This is a genomic window from Arthrobacter sp. TmtSoilC51 (genome assembly GCF_055388015.1).
The window spans coordinates 96382-114830 of the sequence record NZ_AP035877.1 but is presented as its reverse complement, the minus strand read 5'-3'; the positions used below and the strand labels follow the sequence as shown (position 1 = coordinate 114830).

Annotated in this window: 13 protein-coding genes and 2 rRNA genes; all 15 read right to left on the bottom strand. The window is 60.6% G+C overall.

Annotated features, from left to right (window positions below; all coding sequences use genetic code 11):
* Nucleotides 1–77: 77 nt before the first annotated feature.
* Nucleotides 78–3223: ribosomal RNA gene (locus tag ACZ5G6_RS00565) — 23S ribosomal RNA — on the bottom strand.
* 545 nt (nt 3224–3768) lie between these two features.
* Nucleotides 3769–5289 (bottom strand): 16S ribosomal RNA (locus ACZ5G6_RS00560).
* The 16S and 23S rRNA genes sit together here, the layout of an rRNA operon.
* 824 nt (nt 5290–6113) lie before the next feature.
* Nucleotides 6114–7598, bottom strand: a complete 1485-nt coding sequence (locus tag ACZ5G6_RS00555; RefSeq protein ID WP_498688670.1) for a DHA2 family efflux MFS transporter permease subunit — start codon at nt 7596–7598, stop codon at nt 6114–6116.
* A gap of 116 nt (nt 7599–7714) precedes the next feature.
* A complete protein-coding gene (gene panC, locus ACZ5G6_RS00550; protein ID WP_223935294.1) occupies nt 7715–8617 on the bottom strand; it encodes a pantoate--beta-alanine ligase in 903 nt (300 codons plus the stop codon).
* Between the two features lie 5 nt (nt 8618–8622).
* Nucleotides 8623–9531 carry a Rossmann-like and DUF2520 domain-containing protein gene (locus ACZ5G6_RS00545; RefSeq protein WP_498688668.1) on the bottom strand — a complete coding sequence of 303 codons (909 nt, stop codon included), beginning with the start codon at nt 9529–9531 and terminating at the stop codon, nt 8623–8625.
* On the bottom strand, nt 9524–11047 hold the full coding sequence (locus tag ACZ5G6_RS00540) for a PH domain-containing protein (protein WP_498688665.1): 1524 nt from the start codon (nt 11045–11047) through the stop codon (nt 9524–9526). Before ACZ5G6_RS00540 ends, ACZ5G6_RS00545 begins: the two co-directional genes overlap by 8 nt.
* Nucleotides 11048–11067: 20 nt before the next feature.
* Nucleotides 11068–11580, bottom strand: coding sequence for a PH domain-containing protein (locus ACZ5G6_RS00535; RefSeq protein WP_223935291.1), 513 nt, complete (start codon nt 11578–11580; stop codon nt 11068–11070).
* Nucleotides 11561–12082: a DUF3180 domain-containing protein gene (locus ACZ5G6_RS00530; protein ID WP_498688664.1), complete on the bottom strand. Its 522-nt coding sequence runs from the start codon at nt 12080–12082 to the stop codon at nt 11561–11563. Before ACZ5G6_RS00530 ends, ACZ5G6_RS00535 begins: the two co-directional genes overlap by 20 nt.
* The gene (gene folK / locus ACZ5G6_RS00525; protein WP_498688662.1) at nt 12079–12624 is read right to left on the bottom strand and encodes a 2-amino-4-hydroxy-6-hydroxymethyldihydropteridine diphosphokinase; all 546 of its coding nucleotides are present in this window, start codon (nt 12622–12624) and stop codon (nt 12079–12081) included. Before folK ends, ACZ5G6_RS00530 begins: the two co-directional genes overlap by 4 nt.
* Nucleotides 12621–12980, bottom strand: coding sequence for a dihydroneopterin aldolase (gene folB / locus ACZ5G6_RS00520; RefSeq protein ID WP_223935288.1), 360 nt, complete (start codon nt 12978–12980; stop codon nt 12621–12623). Before folB ends, folK begins: the two co-directional genes overlap by 4 nt.
* Nucleotides 12981–12992: 12 nt before the next feature.
* Nucleotides 12993–13898, bottom strand: a complete 906-nt coding sequence (gene folP, locus ACZ5G6_RS00515; protein WP_223935287.1) for a dihydropteroate synthase — start codon at nt 13896–13898, stop codon at nt 12993–12995.
* A gap of 7 nt (nt 13899–13905) precedes the next feature.
* Nucleotides 13906–14538: a GTP cyclohydrolase I FolE gene (gene folE, locus ACZ5G6_RS00510; RefSeq protein ID WP_223935286.1), complete on the bottom strand. Its 633-nt coding sequence runs from the start codon at nt 14536–14538 to the stop codon at nt 13906–13908.
* A 10-nt stretch (nt 14539–14548) separates the two neighbouring features.
* Nucleotides 14549–16618, bottom strand: coding sequence for an ATP-dependent zinc metalloprotease FtsH (gene ftsH / locus ACZ5G6_RS00505; RefSeq protein WP_498688660.1), 2070 nt, complete (start codon nt 16616–16618; stop codon nt 14549–14551).
* A 166-nt stretch (nt 16619–16784) separates the two neighbouring features.
* Nucleotides 16785–17837: a LacI family DNA-binding transcriptional regulator gene (locus tag ACZ5G6_RS00500; RefSeq protein WP_223935284.1), complete on the bottom strand. Its 1053-nt coding sequence runs from the start codon at nt 17835–17837 to the stop codon at nt 16785–16787.
* A gap of 52 nt (nt 17838–17889) precedes the next feature.
* Nucleotides 17890–18441 carry a hypoxanthine phosphoribosyltransferase gene (hpt, locus tag ACZ5G6_RS00495; RefSeq protein WP_216924216.1) on the bottom strand — a complete coding sequence of 184 codons (552 nt, stop codon included), beginning with the start codon at nt 18439–18441 and terminating at the stop codon, nt 17890–17892.
* Nucleotides 18442–18449 lie beyond the last annotated feature (8 nt).

The following is an 18449-nucleotide window of genomic DNA, read 5'->3' as shown; positions in this document are numbered from 1 at the left end:
ATTTAGTTGTGTTTGTTCCTGTGAGCAACGGTGTTGTTGTTCGGGAACCACATAGTGGACGCGTGCAGTGTTTGTGTGTGGTGTAAGTTGTTGGCCTATTAGTACCGGTCAGCTTCACGAGTCTTTGGTCCTCGCTTCCACATCCGGCCTATCAACCCAGTGGTCTGGCTGGGGGCCTCTCACACAAATTGTGTATGGAAATCTCATCTTGAAGCGAGCTTCCCGCTTAGATGCTTTCAGCGGTTATCCCATCCGAACGTAGCTAATCAGCGGTGCACTTGGCAGTACAACTGACACACCAGAGGTTCGTCCGTCCCGGTCCTCTCGTACTAAGGACAGCCCTTCTCAAATTTCCTGCGCGCGCAGCGGATAGGGACCGAACTGTCTCACGACGTTCTAAACCCAGCTCGCGTACCGCTTTAATGGGCGAACAGCCCAACCCTTGGGACCTACTCCAGCCCCAGGATGCGACGAGCCGACATCGAGGTGCCAAACCATGCCGTCGATATGGACTCTTGGGCAAGATCAGCCTGTTATCCCCGAGGTACCTTTTATCCGTTGAGCGACGGCCATTCCACAATGTACCGCCGGATCACTAGTCCCGACTTTCGTCCCTGCTTGAGATGTCTCTCTCACAGTCAAGCTCCCTTGTGCACTTACACTCGACACCTGATTGCCAACCAGGCTGAGGGAACCTTTGGGCGCCTCCGTTACTTTTTAGGAGGCAACCGCCCCAGTTAAACTACCCATCAGGCACTGTCCCTGACCCGGATCACGGGCCGAAGTTAGATGTCCAAAGTGACCAGAGTGGTATTTCAACGATGACTCCACCCGAACTGGCGTCCGGGTTTCAACGTCTCCCACCTATCCTACACAAGCCACTCCGAACACCAATACCAAACTATAGTAAAGGTCTCGGGGTCTTTCCGTCCTGCTGCGCGTAACGAGCATCTTTACTCGTACTGCAATTTCGCCGAGTTTATGGTTGAGACAGCGGGGAAGTCGTTACTCCATTCGTGCAGGTCGGAACTTACCCGACAAGGAATTTCGCTACCTTAGGATGGTTATAGTTACCACCGCCGTTTACTGGGGCTTAAATTCTCAGCTTCGCCACACAAGGTGGCTAACCGGTCCTCTTAACCTTCCAGCACCGGGCAGGAGTCAGTCCGTATACATCGTCTTGCGACTTCGCACGGACCTGTGTTTTTAGTAAACAGTCGCTTCCCCCTGGTCTCTGCGGCCCACACCCGCTCCACAGAGCAAGTCTGTATCACGGGGCAGGCCCCCCTTCTCCCGAAGTTACGGGGGCATTTTGCCGAGTTCCTTAACCATAATTCTCTCGATCGCCTTGGTATTCTCTACCTGATCACCTGTGTCGGTTTGGGGTACGGGCGGCTAAAACCTCGCGTCGATGCTTTTCTTGGCAGCATAGGATCACCGGATCCCCCCTTACGGGAGTCCCATCAGATCTCAGGATCGTGCTCGAAACACACAGGAACGGATTTGCCTATCCCTGACCCTACATCCTTGGACCGGGGCAACCATCGCCCGGCCCGGCTACCTTCCTGCGTCACACCTGTTAATACGCTTACCTCCCGGGATCAGGTCCCGCGCTCGGCCAAAACCCACACACCACAAGGGTGATAGGGCAGGCTCCGGGCGGTTAGTATCCCCCGCTTGGCATGGGCGGTTTTTCGCCGGTACGGGAATATCAACCCGTTGTCCATCGACTACGCCTGTCGGCCTCGCCTTAGGTCCCGACTTACCCAGGGCAGATTAGCTTGACCCTGGAACCCTTGATCATTCGGCGGACGGGTTTCTCACCCGTCTTTCGCTACTCATGCCTGCATTCTCACTCGTGTAGGCTCCACCGCTGGTTTCCACCGCGACTTCACTGCCCACACGACGCTCCCCTACCACTCCACACCCCTGAACCACGAAGGCTAGGGCAATGTGTGAAATCCACAACTTCGGCGGTGTACTTGAGCCCCGCTACATTGTCGGCGCGGAATCACTTGACCAGTGAGCTATTACGCACTCTTTCAAGGATGGCTGCTTCTAAGCCAACCTCCTGGTTGTCTTCGCAACTCCACATCCTTTCCCACTTAGCACACGCTTAGGGGCCTTAGTTGGTGGTCTGGGCTGTTTCCCTCTCGACTATGAAGCTTATCCCCCACAGTCTCACTGCTGCGCTCTCACTTACCGGCATTCGGAGTTTGGCTGACGTCAGTAACCTTGTAGGGCCCATCGGCCATCCAGTAGCTCTACCTCCGGCAAGAAACACGCAACGCTGCACCTAAATGCATTTCGGGGAGAACCAGCTATCACGGAGTTTGATTGGCCTTTCACCCCTACCCACAGCTCATCCCCTCCATTTTCAACTGAAGTGGGTTCGGTCCTCCACGACGTCTTACCGTCGCTTCAACCTGGCCATGGGTAGATCACTCCGCTTCGGGTCTAGATCACGCCACTACACTCGCCCTGTTCAGACTCGCTTTCGCTACGGCTACCCCACACGGGTTAACCTCGCGACGTAACACTAACTCGCAGGCTCATTCTTCAAAAGGCACGCCGTCACCAGAATCAGACTGGCTCCGACGGATTGTAAGCACACGGTTTCAGGTACTGTTTCACTCCCCTCCCGGGGTACTTTTCACCTTTCCCTCACGGTACTGGTCCGCTATCGGTCATTAGGAAGTATTTAGGCTTATCAGGTGGTCCTGACAGATTCGCACGGGATTTCTCGGGCCCCGTGCTACTTGGGATCCTCTCCAGGCGGTACACAACATTACGGTTACGGGGCTCACACCCTCTCTGGCCGGCCTTTCAAGACCGTTCACCTATGCCTGCACTACACACCCCACCAGTCCGGCAGAACCAGTACGGAAAGTCCCACAACCCCGCCCATGCAACGCCCGCCGGCTATCACACATGGAAACGGTTTAGCCTGATCCGCGTTCGCTCGCCACTACTAACGGAATCACTCTTGTTTTCTCTTCCTGCGGGTACTGAGATGTTTCACTTCCCCGCGTTCCCCCCACGCACCCTATGTGTTCAGATGCGGGTCACACAATCACCTTGCAGCGTTGTGCGGGGTTTCCCCATTCGGACATCCTGGGATCAACGCTCGGTTATCAACTCCCCCAGGCTTATCGCAGATTCCTACGTCCTTCTTCGGCTCCTAATGCCAAGGCATCCACCGTGTGCCCTTAAAAACTTGACCACACAAGATCAATAAACTTACTCGAGAGAACCATGCGCCACTTGGGCCCAAGGTTCATTCATAAGAAATTGCTGTAAGAACACACACACACACGTGTGTGTGTCCTAGATGCTCGCGTCCACTATGTAGTTCTCAAACAACAACCCCATCAACCAGACCCCCGGACACCACAACCCACAACACGGGGCTGATAACAGTGACCGGCAATACCGGAAGCAGGAACAAGAAGAAACACCAGAACTGTGCCCCCCTGCATTGCTGCAAAAGGTCCTGTTGCCTCAGGACCCAACAGTGCGCCAAACACAACCCACACAATCCACGCCCCGGCACGTTCCTGACAACACCCCACCACCACAAAAGCAGAAAAAGGCGTTGCCGTACTGGCACCAGGACACAACCGGTAAAGGCCATGCCAAAAAACTTTGATTCGTTGATATTCCACCCATGAGCACCCACCGCAGAACAGACGCCTGCGCAATGGGCAACACTGACAACCACCACGCACCCGCATACACGGACACCAGCAGTTGTTAGCAGCTCCTTAGAAAGGAGGTGATCCAGCCGCACCTTCCGGTACGGCTACCTTGTTACGACTTAGTCCCAATCGCCGGTCCCACCTTCGACGGCTCCCCCCACAAGGGTTAGGCCACCGGCTTCGGGTGTTACCAACTTTCGTGACTTGACGGGCGGTGTGTACAAGGCCCGGGAACGTATTCACCGCAGCGTTGCTGATCTGCGATTACTAGCGACTCCGACTTCATGGGGTCGAGTTGCAGACCCCAATCCGAACTGAGACCGGCTTTTTGGGATTAGCTCCACCTCACAGTATCGCAACCCTTTGTACCGGCCATTGTAGCATGCGTGAAGCCCAAGACATAAGGGGCATGATGATTTGACGTCGTCCCCACCTTCCTCCGAGTTGACCCCGGCAGTCTCCTATGAGTCCCCGGCCGAACCGCTGGCAACATAGAACGAGGGTTGCGCTCGTTGCGGGACTTAACCCAACATCTCACGACACGAGCTGACGACAACCATGCACCACCTGTAAACCGACCGCAAGCGGGGCACCTGTTTCCAGGTCTTTCCGGTTCATGTCAAGCCTTGGTAAGGTTCTTCGCGTTGCATCGAATTAATCCGCATGCTCCGCCGCTTGTGCGGGCCCCCGTCAATTCCTTTGAGTTTTAGCCTTGCGGCCGTACTCCCCAGGCGGGGCACTTAATGCGTTAGCTACGGCGCGGAAAACGTGGAATGTCCCCCACACCTAGTGCCCAACGTTTACGGCATGGACTACCAGGGTATCTAATCCTGTTCGCTCCCCATGCTTTCGCTCCTCAGCGTCAGTTACAGCCCAGAGACCTGCCTTCGCCATCGGTGTTCCTCCTGATATCTGCGCATTTCACCGCTACACCAGGAATTCCAGTCTCCCCTACTGCACTCTAGTCTGCCCGTACCCACTGCAGAACCGGAGTTGAGCCCCGGTCTTTCACAGCAGACGCGACAAACCGCCTACGAGCTCTTTACGCCCAATAATTCCGGATAACGCTTGCGCCCTACGTATTACCGCGGCTGCTGGCACGTAGTTAGCCGGCGCTTCTTCTGCAGGTACCGTCACTTTCGCTTCTTCCCTACTGAAAGAGGTTTACAACCCGAAGGCCGTCATCCCTCACGCGGCGTCGCTGCATCAGGCTTTCGCCCATTGTGCAATATTCCCCACTGCTGCCTCCCGTAGGAGTCTGGGCCGTGTCTCAGTCCCAGTGTGGCCGGTCACCCTCTCAGGCCGGCTACCCGTCGTCGCCTTGGTAGGCCATTACCCCACCAACAAGCTGATAGGCCGCGAGTCCATCCAAAACCACAAAAGCTTTCCACCCCCCACCATGCGATGAGGAGTCATATCCGGTATTAGACCCAGTTTCCCAGGCTTATCCCAGAGTCAAGGGCAGGTTACTCACGTGTTACTCACCCGTTCGCCACTAATCCCCCCAGCAAGCTGGAGATCATCGTTCGACTTGCATGTGTTAAGCACGCCGCCAGCGTTCATCCTGAGCCAGGATCAAACTCTCCGTTGAAAACAAAAAAATCAAACAGACACAACCACACCCACCGGAAATAACGACGGACCATGGCTGCACAAAATTCGAAACCAGCTGAAAACCAGACCACCACACACGGGGGTGCGCAGCAATCCGGCCATAATTTCAACCAATCAATAAAACAATCGGCATCAACAAACTTGGCACACTATTGAGTTCTCAAACAACAGACACTACCGGCACCACCACCAACCCAAACGGGCCACTGGATCGCTCCGGAGCAACTTTTCAAACTTACCCGAACCGGTCGCATAAAGCAAGCCGCCCTCAGGCCTCCCCAACCAGGTCAGAGGCGCAGAAAGCACCACCGAAAACCGGTAATTTGAAGGGGAATTCGTCACCATCATTTCCGCATCAGCGGCGGCGACTCAGATAACTTTACACGTGCCGCACCGTCCGAACAAATCCACCCCACCACCACCCAAAACCCCTGCAAACACTGGGGAAACAGCCCTGAAACACCTCAATTCCAGCAGGACGGTTTTCCGTGAAGCCCGTCACACACAGAAGATCCGACGTAAGGTGCGCCTTGAAACGGCACCCAAGCACCGCCGTCGGACCGGCCAAACACCTCAGGATGTGAGCGAGCAACCGGCCAAACACCTCAGGATGTGAGCGAGCAACCGGCCAAACACCTCAGGATCTGAGCGAGCAACCGGCCAAACACCTCAGGATGTGAGAGAGCAACCGGCCAAACACCTCAGGATGTGAGAGAGGATCGGGGGAAGGGTGACGCGCACAGAGGAGGCCCGCCAAATGGCCCGGCCCAGCCAAGGCACAATGGCCCGGCCCGGCCGGGCTCAGTGGCCCCCGTGGCCCGCACCCTCGGTCTTGCGCATCATCGCACCGAGCACCACGGCAGCTCCGGCAATGATGGTTGCCGCCAGGAACGCGGCCTGCATGCCCGCTACCAGGCCGGAGGATGCGGACACCACCGCGAAGATGGACACGAGCAGCGCAGTGCCAGCGGCACCGGCTACTTGCTGGGCGGTGCTCATGATCGCCGATCCGTGGGAGTACAGGTGCGGCGGCAGGGGGTTCAGGCCTGTGGTGAAGGCTGGCGTAAAGAGCAGGGCCAGGCCGAGGCTCAACGTCACGTGCAGTGCAATCACCCACCCCAGGGCGCTGGCCTGATCGAGCCGCGAGAACTGCCAGAGGGTCAGGACCATGAGGACTGAACCGGATACGGTCAAGGGCAGGGGACCAACTTTGTCGAAGATCCGCCCAATCACCGGACCCAACAGACCCATGGCCAATCCGCCCGGCAAAAGCGCCAGGCCGGTTTCCATGGGCTGCAGGTGCAGCGTGTTCTGCAGGTAGAGCGGGAGCAGGATGACGCCACCGAACAGGGCCATCATTGCTACGACCATGAGCAGCGTGGACACCGTGAACATCCGGAAGTTGAAGGCCCGGAGATCCAGCAGCGGAGCGTCGGACTTCTGCAATTTGAGCTGGCGGAAGACGAACAGCGCCAGGCACACGAGTCCCACAACGAGTGCGATGATCGGGACTACCCCAGCGTTGGCGCCACCGATCTGGCTCAGGCCGTAGACCAGCCCACCGAAGGCAGGCACGGTGAGGACAACCGAAGTGAAGTCCAAACCAGTCTTGCCGCGCTCCCCTACGTTGGTGAGGTACTTGGCACCAATCGCCAAGGCAGCAAGAGCCACGGGCAGCACGAACACAAACATGAAGCGCCAGGAGAAGTGGTCCAGGATGATGCCTGAAACGGTGGGGCCCATTGCGGGAGCGACCGAGATGGCGATGCTGACGTTACCCATGACAGCTCCGCGCCGGGACATCGGCACAAGGGTGAGGATTGTGGTCATCAGCAATGGCAGCATGATGGCCGTGCCGCCGGCCTGGACGATTCGCGCGAGGAGCAGCACGGGAAACCCGGGCGCCAGCGCGGCGAGCAGCGTTCCGCCGCTGAAGAGTCCCATCGCGAGCATGAACGAGCCGCGGGTGGTCAATCGCTGCAGTATGAACCCGGTGGTCGGGATGACGACCGCCATGGTCAGCATGAAGCCGGTGGCGAGCCACTGGACCGTGGGCGCATCCACCTTGAGGTCGGTCATCAGCCGCTGGAGCGCGACGTTCATGATGGTCTCGTTGAGGATCACCACAAAGGTGGCAACCAGCAAGGTGACAATGACCGTGACGGACTCACGGGACATCTTTCCTGAGACAGGAGCCTGCGTGAGCGCTTCCTCTGTGGAGGCAGCGCCTGCGGACGCGCCAGAACCGGGCTCGCTGTTGGCGTCGGACGTGACGTCGGTAGACATGAGGATTCCTCAGGTTTGGGCTTGGATTCCGGCGATCAATACCGGTGAAGACAGAAACAGTCTAGACGCCCAGGAGATTCCCGTCAGCAGAAAATCCAAACGTTAGGTATTCAACCTCAGGAGTTAAGCGGAGCGTTGTCTATCAACCGAACGGGACCTACCTTGGCGGCAATAATTGCAAGCCCTTCGCCGCGGAACGGGGTCTCTTTGCAGTTCTCGGCCAGCGGCTCGAGCGTGGTGGGATCCACGACGTCGAAGTAGTCCAGTTCCACCAGGGGCTGGGATTCAACGAGTTCGACGGCGGAGTCCAAGTCGAGCGGTTCGTGCGCGTTTGCGCGGGACTCGATAAGGCGCAGAGCCCGCGACAGCACCAGCGCCGCCTCGCGCTCTTCGTCCGAGAGGAAGCGGTTACGGCTGGAAAGCGCCAGGCCGTCCTCACTGCGGACGATTGGCACGGGCACGATCTCCACCGGGAAGTTCAGATCGGCGACCATCCGCTTCACGAGGGCAAGTTGCTGGGCGTCCTTCTGGCCAAAGTAGGCGCGGTAGGCCGGCGTCGAACCGTCCGCAGCTGCACCGCCCGGAAGTCCATAGTGCAGCAACTTGGCTACCACAGTCAGGGCGCCATCGAAGTGGCCGGGGCGCGAGGCGCCCTCCCATTTCCCACCGAGCGGGCCGGCGGATACACGGACCAGCGGCTGGCCACCCGGGTACACCTCGTCAACGGAAGGTGCGAAGACAAGGTCAACTCCTTCGGCATTGAGGAGAGCCATATCCGCCTCGAGCGTGCGGGGATAGCGGTCGAGGTCCACGGCGTCGCCGAACTGGAGGGGATTCACGAAAATGGTGGCTACCACGACGTCGTTCTCAGCCACTGCGGTCCTCGCCAAGGCTGCGTGGCCGGAATGCAGGGCGCCCATGGTCGGCACCAGGCCTTGGGAACTTCCCCGCTTGGAAGCCAGGAGACGGGCGCTCTCGGCACGCAGTTCGGCTGCGGTGGTCACGAGTTTGATGGCCATGCTGTTCAGATTCCTTCCGGCGCGGTGGGTTCAGTTCCCAGTGCCTCGCCAATGTCACTCAGTTGTTCGGGGCGCAGCAGTCCGCGGTTACCGGCACGCCGGGCCGTCGCCTGTGCCATGGCCTGATAGGCCGCCAGCACGTCGCCGCCAGCACCGCCGTCGTATTCCTTCAGAGCCTGGACGTGTGCAGCAACGGTGCCTACATCGCCGCGCGCCACGGGTCCGGTCAGTGCCGACTCGCCGGACGCAAGGGCGTTCTCCAATGTCGCGCGCAGCAGCGGACCCAGCATTGACTCCGGGGATTCGACGCCGATCTCCCGCAGCAGCTGCGACGCCTGCGCCACCAGCGTGACCATGTGGTTGGAACTGTGCGCGAGAGCAGCGTGGTAGAGGGTGCGGTCGGCCTCGGCAATCGCTACCGGTTCGGCGCCCATCTCCACAACCAGGGCCTGGGCAATCGGCAACATAGCAGCGTCCGCGGTGACTCCGAACGTGCAATCCATGAGGCGGGTCAGGTCCAGGCTCATGCCGGTGAAGGTCATGGCAGGATGCATCGCCAGAGGGATGGCACCCGCCGCGCGGATCGGTTGCAGGATCCCCACACCGAAACGGCCCGAGGTATGAGCCACCAGTTGGCCCGGTTGCCACGCACCAAGCTTCGCCAGTCCGGCGACCAGCTCGCCGAGGGCATCGTCCGGAACGGCAAGCAGCACTAACTCCGACCGCTCTACGATCTCCTGGATCCCAAGGATCGGGACACCAGGCAGCAACGTCTCCGCCCGCTCCCGGCTCGCCTCGGATACGGCAGAAACCCCGACGACGGCGTGCTCGGCCGCGCGCAGAGCGGCACCCAGGACGGCACCCACTTTGCCGGCGCCGATGATGCCGACTCCGAGTCTTCCTGGCCTAACCATGCTGTGGATCCTCCTGCGTTGACGATTGTGTTGGCGCTTGTGGCGGTGATTGGCGTGGGGCTTGCCCCGTTACCTGTGCAAGCCATTGCTCGCTGGTCTGCCGCCTTCTGGCTTCGCGGGCACGGGCAGCCTGTTTGTCAAAGAGCTGGACAGCCTGCTCCACGCCGGCTTGATAGAGGCGGGGCGCGACGGGTCCGGCCGTGGTGTGGAGGATAAGATCAGCCACCCCGAAACGCCGCGCCAGCGGACCTTGCTGCAAGGCCATGGACTGCGTGCGCTGATGCGGAACCAGGACCAGGGCACGCCACCATCGGCCCGAGCGAATCAACAACGCCGTTCGCGTGGCCAGGAAACCATTGCGCCGCCATCCCAGCGGGGCAAGGAGCCGGGCCCGGCGCGGAGTGGTGACGAAACCATCCGTGGACGTAAGCCCGCCTGATCCGGAGCCCGCCGGCGCCAAACCCTCCAGCCCGGAAATAAACACCCGTTCCGGATCCTCAACACCGGGGTCTGGCAGCACGAGGGAGAGCATGCGCATGACGTCAGGCTTCATGCCCACAGGCAGCAAGGTGGTGCGGGCTGCGTTCTCATTGCCAGCGGCGCCACCGTAGCCGGCCACGTTAACGTGCATGCGGTACCAGCCAAAGATTCTCCAGATGGGCGGCTGCGTGACCTTCAGTGCCTGGATTCGACCCGGCGGCAAGGTCTGGGCTTGCGTGTCCAGGAGCCCGTAGCGTAGCCGGATCCCATCGGGCGAAATTGCGGCCGTGAAGTTGTAACCCTTGTTAAATGAGCTCCAATAGGCAGCACCGATACCCAGGACAGCCGGGATCAGTGCCAGGAAGATTGCGCTGTTTTCTGTGTACACGGAGATAGCTATGGATGCCGCGGCGCCGAGCAGGATTCCGACGGTCTGCTCGCTCAGCAGGAGCGAGCCAATCAGCCGGGAAGGTGGCACGGACAATACAACGTGCTCCGGAGCTTCGGGGATTTCTTCCGCGGTCTCGGGCCCGCTGACCACTCCCGCGGCCCGGGCAAGGATAGTGGCACGCAACTGTTTGGCTTGGGCCAGTGGAAGGTAAGCGAGCCGCACTGCCGACTCGCCGGCGTCGGCGACTTCAAACTTGAGTTCAGCGAGGCCAAAGATCCTCGCCAAAAGAGGCTGCACGATGTCGATCGCCTGGACACGGTCCAACCGCGCCTGCCGCTGCTGCTTGAAGAGGAATCCGGTATTGACCCGGACATACCCTTCCGCGACCTGGTAGCGCGTGAAGTACCAACTCAGGATGAATCCACCCACGGTCAGGAGCAGCAGGATGCCACCGCCAGCCAAAAGCCAGGGCACCCGTCCATTGAGGTTGGGATCCAGGATGTCGCGGCCCTGCAGAATGCGTTCAAAGGCGTCACGACCGAAAAAATACCCGACGGCGGCCAGCGCGACCCAGCCGCGCACGAACGGTGACGCTAGGTGCACTCGCCGCCAATCGGCGTCGACGGCTTTACCTGGGAGGCTCACGGCTGCGCTATCTTCCGGGCTCACAGCCCGGCCAGCCTGGCTTCTCCGCGTGCCGAGAGCTGTTCACGCAGCCGTGCGCCTTCCTCTGCAGGGAGCCCGGGCAGGTAAGCACTGGTGCCGGCAGATGCCGTGTGGAGCTTCAAAGTACAGAGTCCCAGTCCACGTTCCACCGGTCCAACAGAAACGTCCACATACTGCATGCGCCCATAAGGGACCACCATGGTGCGCTGGAAAAAGATGCCACGGCGGATCAGGAGATCGTCATCGCGCTCTGCGTAACCGATGGCCCGGACCTGGCGCGGAATCAGGACGAGCCGCCATAACGCCAGCACGAGCATCACCGCGGGTACCGTGATGGCGAGCCATAGTGGCGGCCAACGCCACCAACCCAGCTGTACAAACACGAGCGGGAGGCTGAGGATCGCCACCATCACAAGGTTTCCGATGGCCCATTCCACCAAGCGGACGGTGACGTACTTCGGGGAGACCCGCAGCCATTGGACGCCGGGAGGGTCAATCGCCTCGGTACGCATACTCGCCTTCGCCCTTGGCTTCACCGCGGCGGGTTTCCGGTCCGGGGGCGCCGCCTTCGAGGTCCTCCGGTGGGATGCGGCAGAACCGTTCGACTACCAGGCCGACGATCACCATCACCACGCCACCGCCGCCCATCAGCACGGCGTTCCACAGGATGCCCTCGCCACTGCGCAAGCTCCCGATCCGAAGAAGATCAAAGGAGATGCCGGCGTGCCAGCCCAGCAGGAGCGTCCCGGCATACGCGCAAGCCTGGGCAAGGATCAGCGTCCTGGCAGCCAGGATCGGGTTGAGCATGTTCTTCTTCTTGCCGTTGCGCCACCGCAGGACCCGGATCCCCATGACCAGGGTGAGTACAGCGATGACGCCCATTGTGACCAGCGCGGAGACTGGGAGCACGGGAGTGGGCATGCTGAGGCGGTTGGTTGCCGCCGTGGCCAGCCAGCCTATGGCGGCAGCGATGATGGCGATGATCACCAGGACCGCGGGGCGCATGGCTTTCACTGCTGCTCCACCGCTCCCGTCGCAGGAACACCGGCGACATCGCCGTAACCGTCGAACCTACGGATGCCGGGCATATCTTCAGCTGAGGCGGCCAGTTCGGCGACGCTCCGCCCGTTCAGTTGGGCATTTGGCTCCAGCAGGGACCATGGGTACAGGACGAAGGCGCGTTCAGCAGCCCGGGGATGCGGCAGGGTCAGGACAGGATCGTCGCTGACCACGTCACCGAAAACGATGATGTCTACATCCAGTGTCCGCGGACCCCAACGGACCTCGCGGGTGCGGTGGTGCTTCTGCTCGACCTCGTGGCAGTGCTGCAGCAGCTCAAGGGGACTCAGCGTCGTCTCGACTGCCATGACCATGTTCAGAAAATCGGGTTGCCCTTCCGGCCCGCCCACTGCCTTGGTCTGGACCACCGGAGACACTCCAAGGAGCCTTACGTCCGGCGGGTCTACGAGATCGGCGACGGCGGTGGAAAGGGTGTCGTTCCGCTCGCCAAGGTTGCTGCCGAGAGCCAGGATCGCTTTGGTGTATCCCGAGTTCATGACCGCTCCCTGTGGACACTCACGGTGACGTCGCCGAACGGAACCTCAATGGGGGCCTTCGGTTTGTGGACAGTGACATCGACGGCGGCCACTTCATAGTTGGCAAGGATGCCGTCGGCGATCCTCACGGCCAGGCCCTCAATCAGGTTCAACGGCTCGCCCTCGATGTGCGAGGTAATAAGCTCGGCAACCTCGCCGTAGTGCGCTGTGTACTGGAGGTCATCGGTCTCCGCGGCCTTGGTGAAGTCCGTATGAAGGACGGCGTCAACGACGAATGGCTGGCCGTCGCGGCGCTCGAAATCGAACACTCCATGATGGCCGACGGCGGTAACACCGGTCAGCGTGATCCTGTCCACAAAGTCCTCCGGTCAGCGGGCGATTCGAGCGGCAACCTTGACGGCGTCAAGGCTGGGACCGACGTCGTGGACGCGGACAGCCCAAGCGCCCTTCGCGGCGCTCAAAGCAGTAATGGCTGCGGTGGCGGCGTCCCGTTCCAGTGGTGCGGCGGACTTGCCGGCAACGGTCAGGAGAGAACCAAGGAACCGCTTCCGTGAGGCTGCCACCATGACCTTATGGCCGAGCGCGAAAAGCTTGTCCAGGTTCCCGAGGATTTCCCAGTTCTGGTCCTCGTTCTTGGAGAAGCCAATACCCGGATCAATGATGATCTGCTCCGGAGCAACGCCCGCTGCATACAGTTTGTCGCGGATACCGCTGAGCTCCGCCACGACGTCCTCAGTCACGTTGTTGTATTCAGTGAGGCTGTCCATGGTGCGGGCATCGCCACGACGATGCGTGAGGATATACGGAACCTTGGTGCGTGCCACGAGTTCGGGCATGTCCGGCTCGATGGTCAGGCCGGAAACGTCGTTAATAATCGCAGCGCCGGCTTCCACGGCAGCTGCCGCCGTTGACGTGTGCATGGTATCGATACTCACCAGCGCGCCGGCCTTGACCAGCGCCTGGATCACCGGGAGCACCCGGCGTTGTTCTTCTTCAGGGGAGACGGGTTCGGCCCCGGAGCGCGTGGACTCGCCACCGACGTCGATGATGTCCGCACCGGCATAGAACATGCGCAAGCCGAGGGCGATGGCGGTGTCCGGCGTGCGGTGGTTGCCGCCATCGCTAAAGGAATCCGGGGTGACATTGAGAATTCCCATGACGAGCGTGCGGTCCGTTGGCAGGTCCTCAAACCTGGCCGCCGGCCGCGGCTTGCGGAGAATCGGCAGTGGGCTTGTGGCCGGGCCGGTTCCGGGTGCTGCAGCGAGGGAATCCATATATTGCTTACCTTCCGATGATGAGGCTCATGGCCTCGGCGCGCGTGGCCGGGTCATGGAGCTGACCGCGCACCGCACTGGTGACGGTCTTGGCGCCGGGCTTGCGGATGCCGCGCATGGACATGCACATGTGTTCGCATTCGACGACGACAATCGCCCCGCGGGGGTTGAGGTGCTTTACGAGTGCCTCGACGATCTGCGTGGTGAGCCGTTCCTGCACCTGCGGCCGGCGTGCATAAATATCCACCAAACGGGCCAGCTTGCTCAGTCCCGTCACCTTGCCGTCATGTGACGGAATATAACCAACATGAGCTACCCCATGGAACGGAACCAGGTGGTGTTCGCACGTCGAATAGAAGGGAATGTCCTTCACGAGGACAAGCTCTTCATGGTCGAGGTCAAACGTGGTGGAAAGGACATCCGCCGGGTGCTGGTGAAGGCCCGCAAAGACCTCCGCATAGGCCTTGGCAACCCGCTTGGGTGTGTCCTTCAGGCCTCCGCGGTCGGGGTCTTCACCAATAGCGAGCAGGATTTCACGTACTGCTGCTTCAATGCGCGGGCGGTCCACTTTATTGCCCCGCTTGCCGTCCGTGGCTGAGCCGTGGGCGGCGGCGAGGTCGTCGTCGTCGAAATGAGTCACAGCAGAAAGCTTAGCCGTGAAGCGGAGAGTCGGTGCCGCCGTCGGGTCCCGGTGACTGGAATGACTCCTGGCTGCTGACGCCCTGGGAGTGCGGGGCCACAGCGTCCAGCGGCTCGTCCAAGCGGGCCTTTTTGGCCTGTTCCTGGGCCTCGCGCTCAGCTTTCTCTGCGCGGGACTCAACCGGCGGAATCGACTGGACAGGACGGGACTCTTTAGACAGCCAGATCTCGCGGAAATCACGCTTGCGGATGTCGTGGAAGATCTCGGCGATCTCGGCCTGGTTGAGGGTCTCCCGCTCAAGCAGTTCCAGTGCCAGACGGTCCAGGACATCGCGGTTTTCGGTGAGGATGGCGTAAGCCTCGTCGTGCGCCTGGTCGATCAGGCGACGTACTTCCTCGTCCACGACGTAGGCGATCTGGTCGGAGAAGTTGCGCTCCTGCGCGGCGTCGCGGCCGAGGAACGGCTCGCCGCCGCCCTGGCCAAGCTTCACTGCACCAACACGTTCGCTCATGCCGTACTGGGTGACCATCTTCCGGGCCGTTGACGTGGCCTTCTCGATGTCGTTGGACGCGCCGGTGGAGGGGTCATGGAACACGATTTCCTCAGCAACGCGGCCACCCATGGCGTAGGCCATCTGGTCCAGCAGTTCGTTGCGGGTAACCGAGTACTTGTCGTCCTCGGGAATCACCATGGTGTAACCGAGTGCACGGCCACGCGGAAGGATGGTGATCTTGGTGACCGGAGCTGAGTTCCGCAAGGCAGCTGCAACGAGTGCGTGGCCACCTTCGTGGTAGGCGGTGATCTTGCGCTCGAGTTCCTTCATGACGCGGCTGCGTTTCTGCGGGCCCGCCATGACGCGGTCGATTGCCTCGTCCAAAGCGCGGTCATCGATCAGGTTGGCGTTTGAACGAGCCGTCAGCAGGGCTGCCTCGTTGAGGACGTTGGCCAGGTCAGCACCCGTGTAACCGGGGGTCTTCTTGGCAACAGCCCGGAGGTCGATGCCCTGGGCCATCGGCTTGCCCTTGGCGTGGACGTTCAGAATCTGCTCGCGGCCCACCATGTCAGGGGCTTCAACGGTGATCTGGCGGTCAAAGCGGCCTGGGCGGAGCAGCGCGGGGTCCAGGACGTCCGGACGGTTGGTGGCTGCGATGAGAATAACGTTGGTCTTGACGTCGAAGCCGTCCATTTCCACAAGGAGCTGGTTCAAGGTCTGTTCGCGTTCATCGTTACCGCCACCGATTCCGGCGCCACGGTGACGGCCAACGGCGTCGATTTCATCCACGAAGATGATGGCCGGCGAGCTCGCCTTCGCCTGTTCAAAAAGGTCGCGGACACGCGAAGCGCCAACGCCGACGAACATTTCCACGAAGTCCGAGCCGGAGATGGAGAAGAAGGGGACACCGGCTTCACCCGCAACAGCGCGGGCCAGCAGCGTTTTACCGGTACCTGGAGGGCCGTAAAGCAGCACGCCCTTGGGGATCTTGGCGCCAACAGCCTGGAACTTTGCCGGTTCCTGGAGGAACTCCTTGATTTCCTGGAGCTCTTCCACTGCTTCGTCAGCACCGGCGACGTCGGAGAAGGTCACCTGCGGCATGTCCTTGTTGACCAGCTTGGCCTTGGACTTGCCGAACTGCATCACCTTGGAGCCGCCACCCTGCATGCGGGAGAGCAGGAACCAGAACAGCACACCGAGCAGCAGCACGGGGATGAGCAAAGAGAACAGTCCGGAGAACCAGTTGTTCTCGATCGGCTGGTCCGTGAAGCCCTTGTCCGGGTTGGCGCTGGTAACGGCCTTGACGACGTCCGGACCACGGTCCGTGACGTAGAAGAACTGGACGTTTTTCCCTTTGTCCTGGCCATCGATGTTCAGGCTGTCTTTGAGCACCAGGTCAACGCGGTTCTCGGCGTCGAAAATCTTGGCCTGCTCAACCTTGCCGCTTTGCGCGAGGAGCTCCAGGCCGTCCTTGGTGTCAATGCGTGTGGAACCGCCCGGAGCCAGCGTTGCGAATGCCACCAGGAGCAAGCCGACGACGACAACAATCCAGATGCCCGGGCCCTTGAAGAAACTCTTAGCTTTCATCTGATCGGGGTTTCGCCCCGTCCCTCCTGGTAGTGCTGCGAGGCGCAACTTCTGCGCGCGAATGGTGCTGCTTCAGTTTCTAGCTATACACCGTTCCCAGTTATTCACGCACTGGAATGCTCAAAAGTTCCCTCTGGGCGTACACAGGATACTCGCCTATGACGGGCTAGGACAGACCTGCATGGGGATCAGTGATGGAATCACGGGTCACCAGGGGACATTCCAGAATCGTCGGTTTGGAAGCAAGGACAGCGAGGTCTGTTTTGCCTTCGATGGCATCAATCAGGCGCTCGGTGGCCCAGGCACCCATCTCGTAGTGGGGCAAGGCCACTGTGGTCAGGCCTGGGTGGAGGTTGGCCGCGATGAGCTCCTGGTCATCGAAACCCACCACGGAAAGTTCGTTGGGAATGCTGATTCCCAACTCTGCCGCTGCGCGGTAGGCGCCCATGGCCATGCGGTCGTTGTAGCAAAACAGGCCCGTGGGCCGGTCCTCGCGCTTGAACATCCGCAAGGCGGCAACATAGCCGCCCTGCACTTCGGAAAGTTCGGACTCCACAGGTGCGGCACCGCCGTCGAGCCCTGCTTCGTTCAAGGCGTTCCGGAAACCACGCAGGCGGTCCCGGGTTGCCGGGACGTCGTCGGTGTTGTTCAGGAAACCGATCCGTCGGTGGCCGGCGTCCAGAAGGCTCTGCACGGCTACCCTTGCGCCGCCCTCTTCATCGGGGACTACCGAAGCGACGCTGCCCGCCAGGCTTTCAGCGTCCACAAGCACCGCGGGAACCGAACTCAGGTTCTCCGGCAAAGTGACCTCGCGGTGGTACATGGTGGCATACAGGATGCCATCAACGCGGCGCTCCAGAAGGGCCTCGACGTCGGCCTGCCGGGACTCGTCGCTTGCCGCACCAGAGGTGTTGATGATCATCAGGTTGTAGCCCCGCGCCCTGGCGGCCTCATCCGCACCAAGGATGATCCGCCCTGCGTGTGGTGTGGTGGCAATTTCCTCGCTGATGAGCCCCAGCATCCCGGTACGCTGCGTGCGCAAGGCCTGGGCCAGGCGGTTTGGGCCGTAGCCGAGGCGTTCCGCCGTGGCTTTGACCTTCTCCCGTGTTTCCGCGCTGATGCGGGCGTAGGCCACGTCATTCAGAACGTGGGAAACAGTGGTGACAGACACGCCGGCGGCAACTGCTACATCCTTGATGCCAATGCTTTTGTTCGTCAACGGCTTCCCACGTCCTTATGTTTGCCTGAAAAAGGCGCAAGTAAAGGGCAGGTTACTCGTAAACGTGTGGGGCCAGCGTGCCCACGAAGTCCAGGTTGCGGTACTTCTCCGCGTAATCCAGGCCATAGCCAACAACGAACTCGTTGGGGATGTCGTAGCCGACGTATTTGACGTCGATCTCGACCTTGGCCGCGGTGGGCTTACGGAAGGCCGTGCAGATCTCGACGCTGGCCGTACCGCGCGATTCCAGGTTCGACTTGAGCCACGAAAGCGTCAGGCCGGAGTCGATGATGTCCTCGACGATCAGCACGTCCTTGCCCATGAGGTCCGTATCGAGGTCCTTCAGGATCCGGACAACGCCCGAGGATTGCGTGCCGGAGCCGTAGGAAGAAACCGCCATCCAGTCCATGCTGACGTGGCTGTGCAAAGCACGCGCCAAGTCCGCCATGACCATCACGGCACCCTTCAGGACACCAACGATCAGCAGTTCGCGGCCTTCGTAGTCCTTGTCGATCTGCGCAGCCAGTTCAGCGATGCGCGTTTGGATCTGCTCTTTGGTGTAAAGAACGTGCTTGAGATCTGCCTGGACGTCGTTTGAATCCACCAATGGCT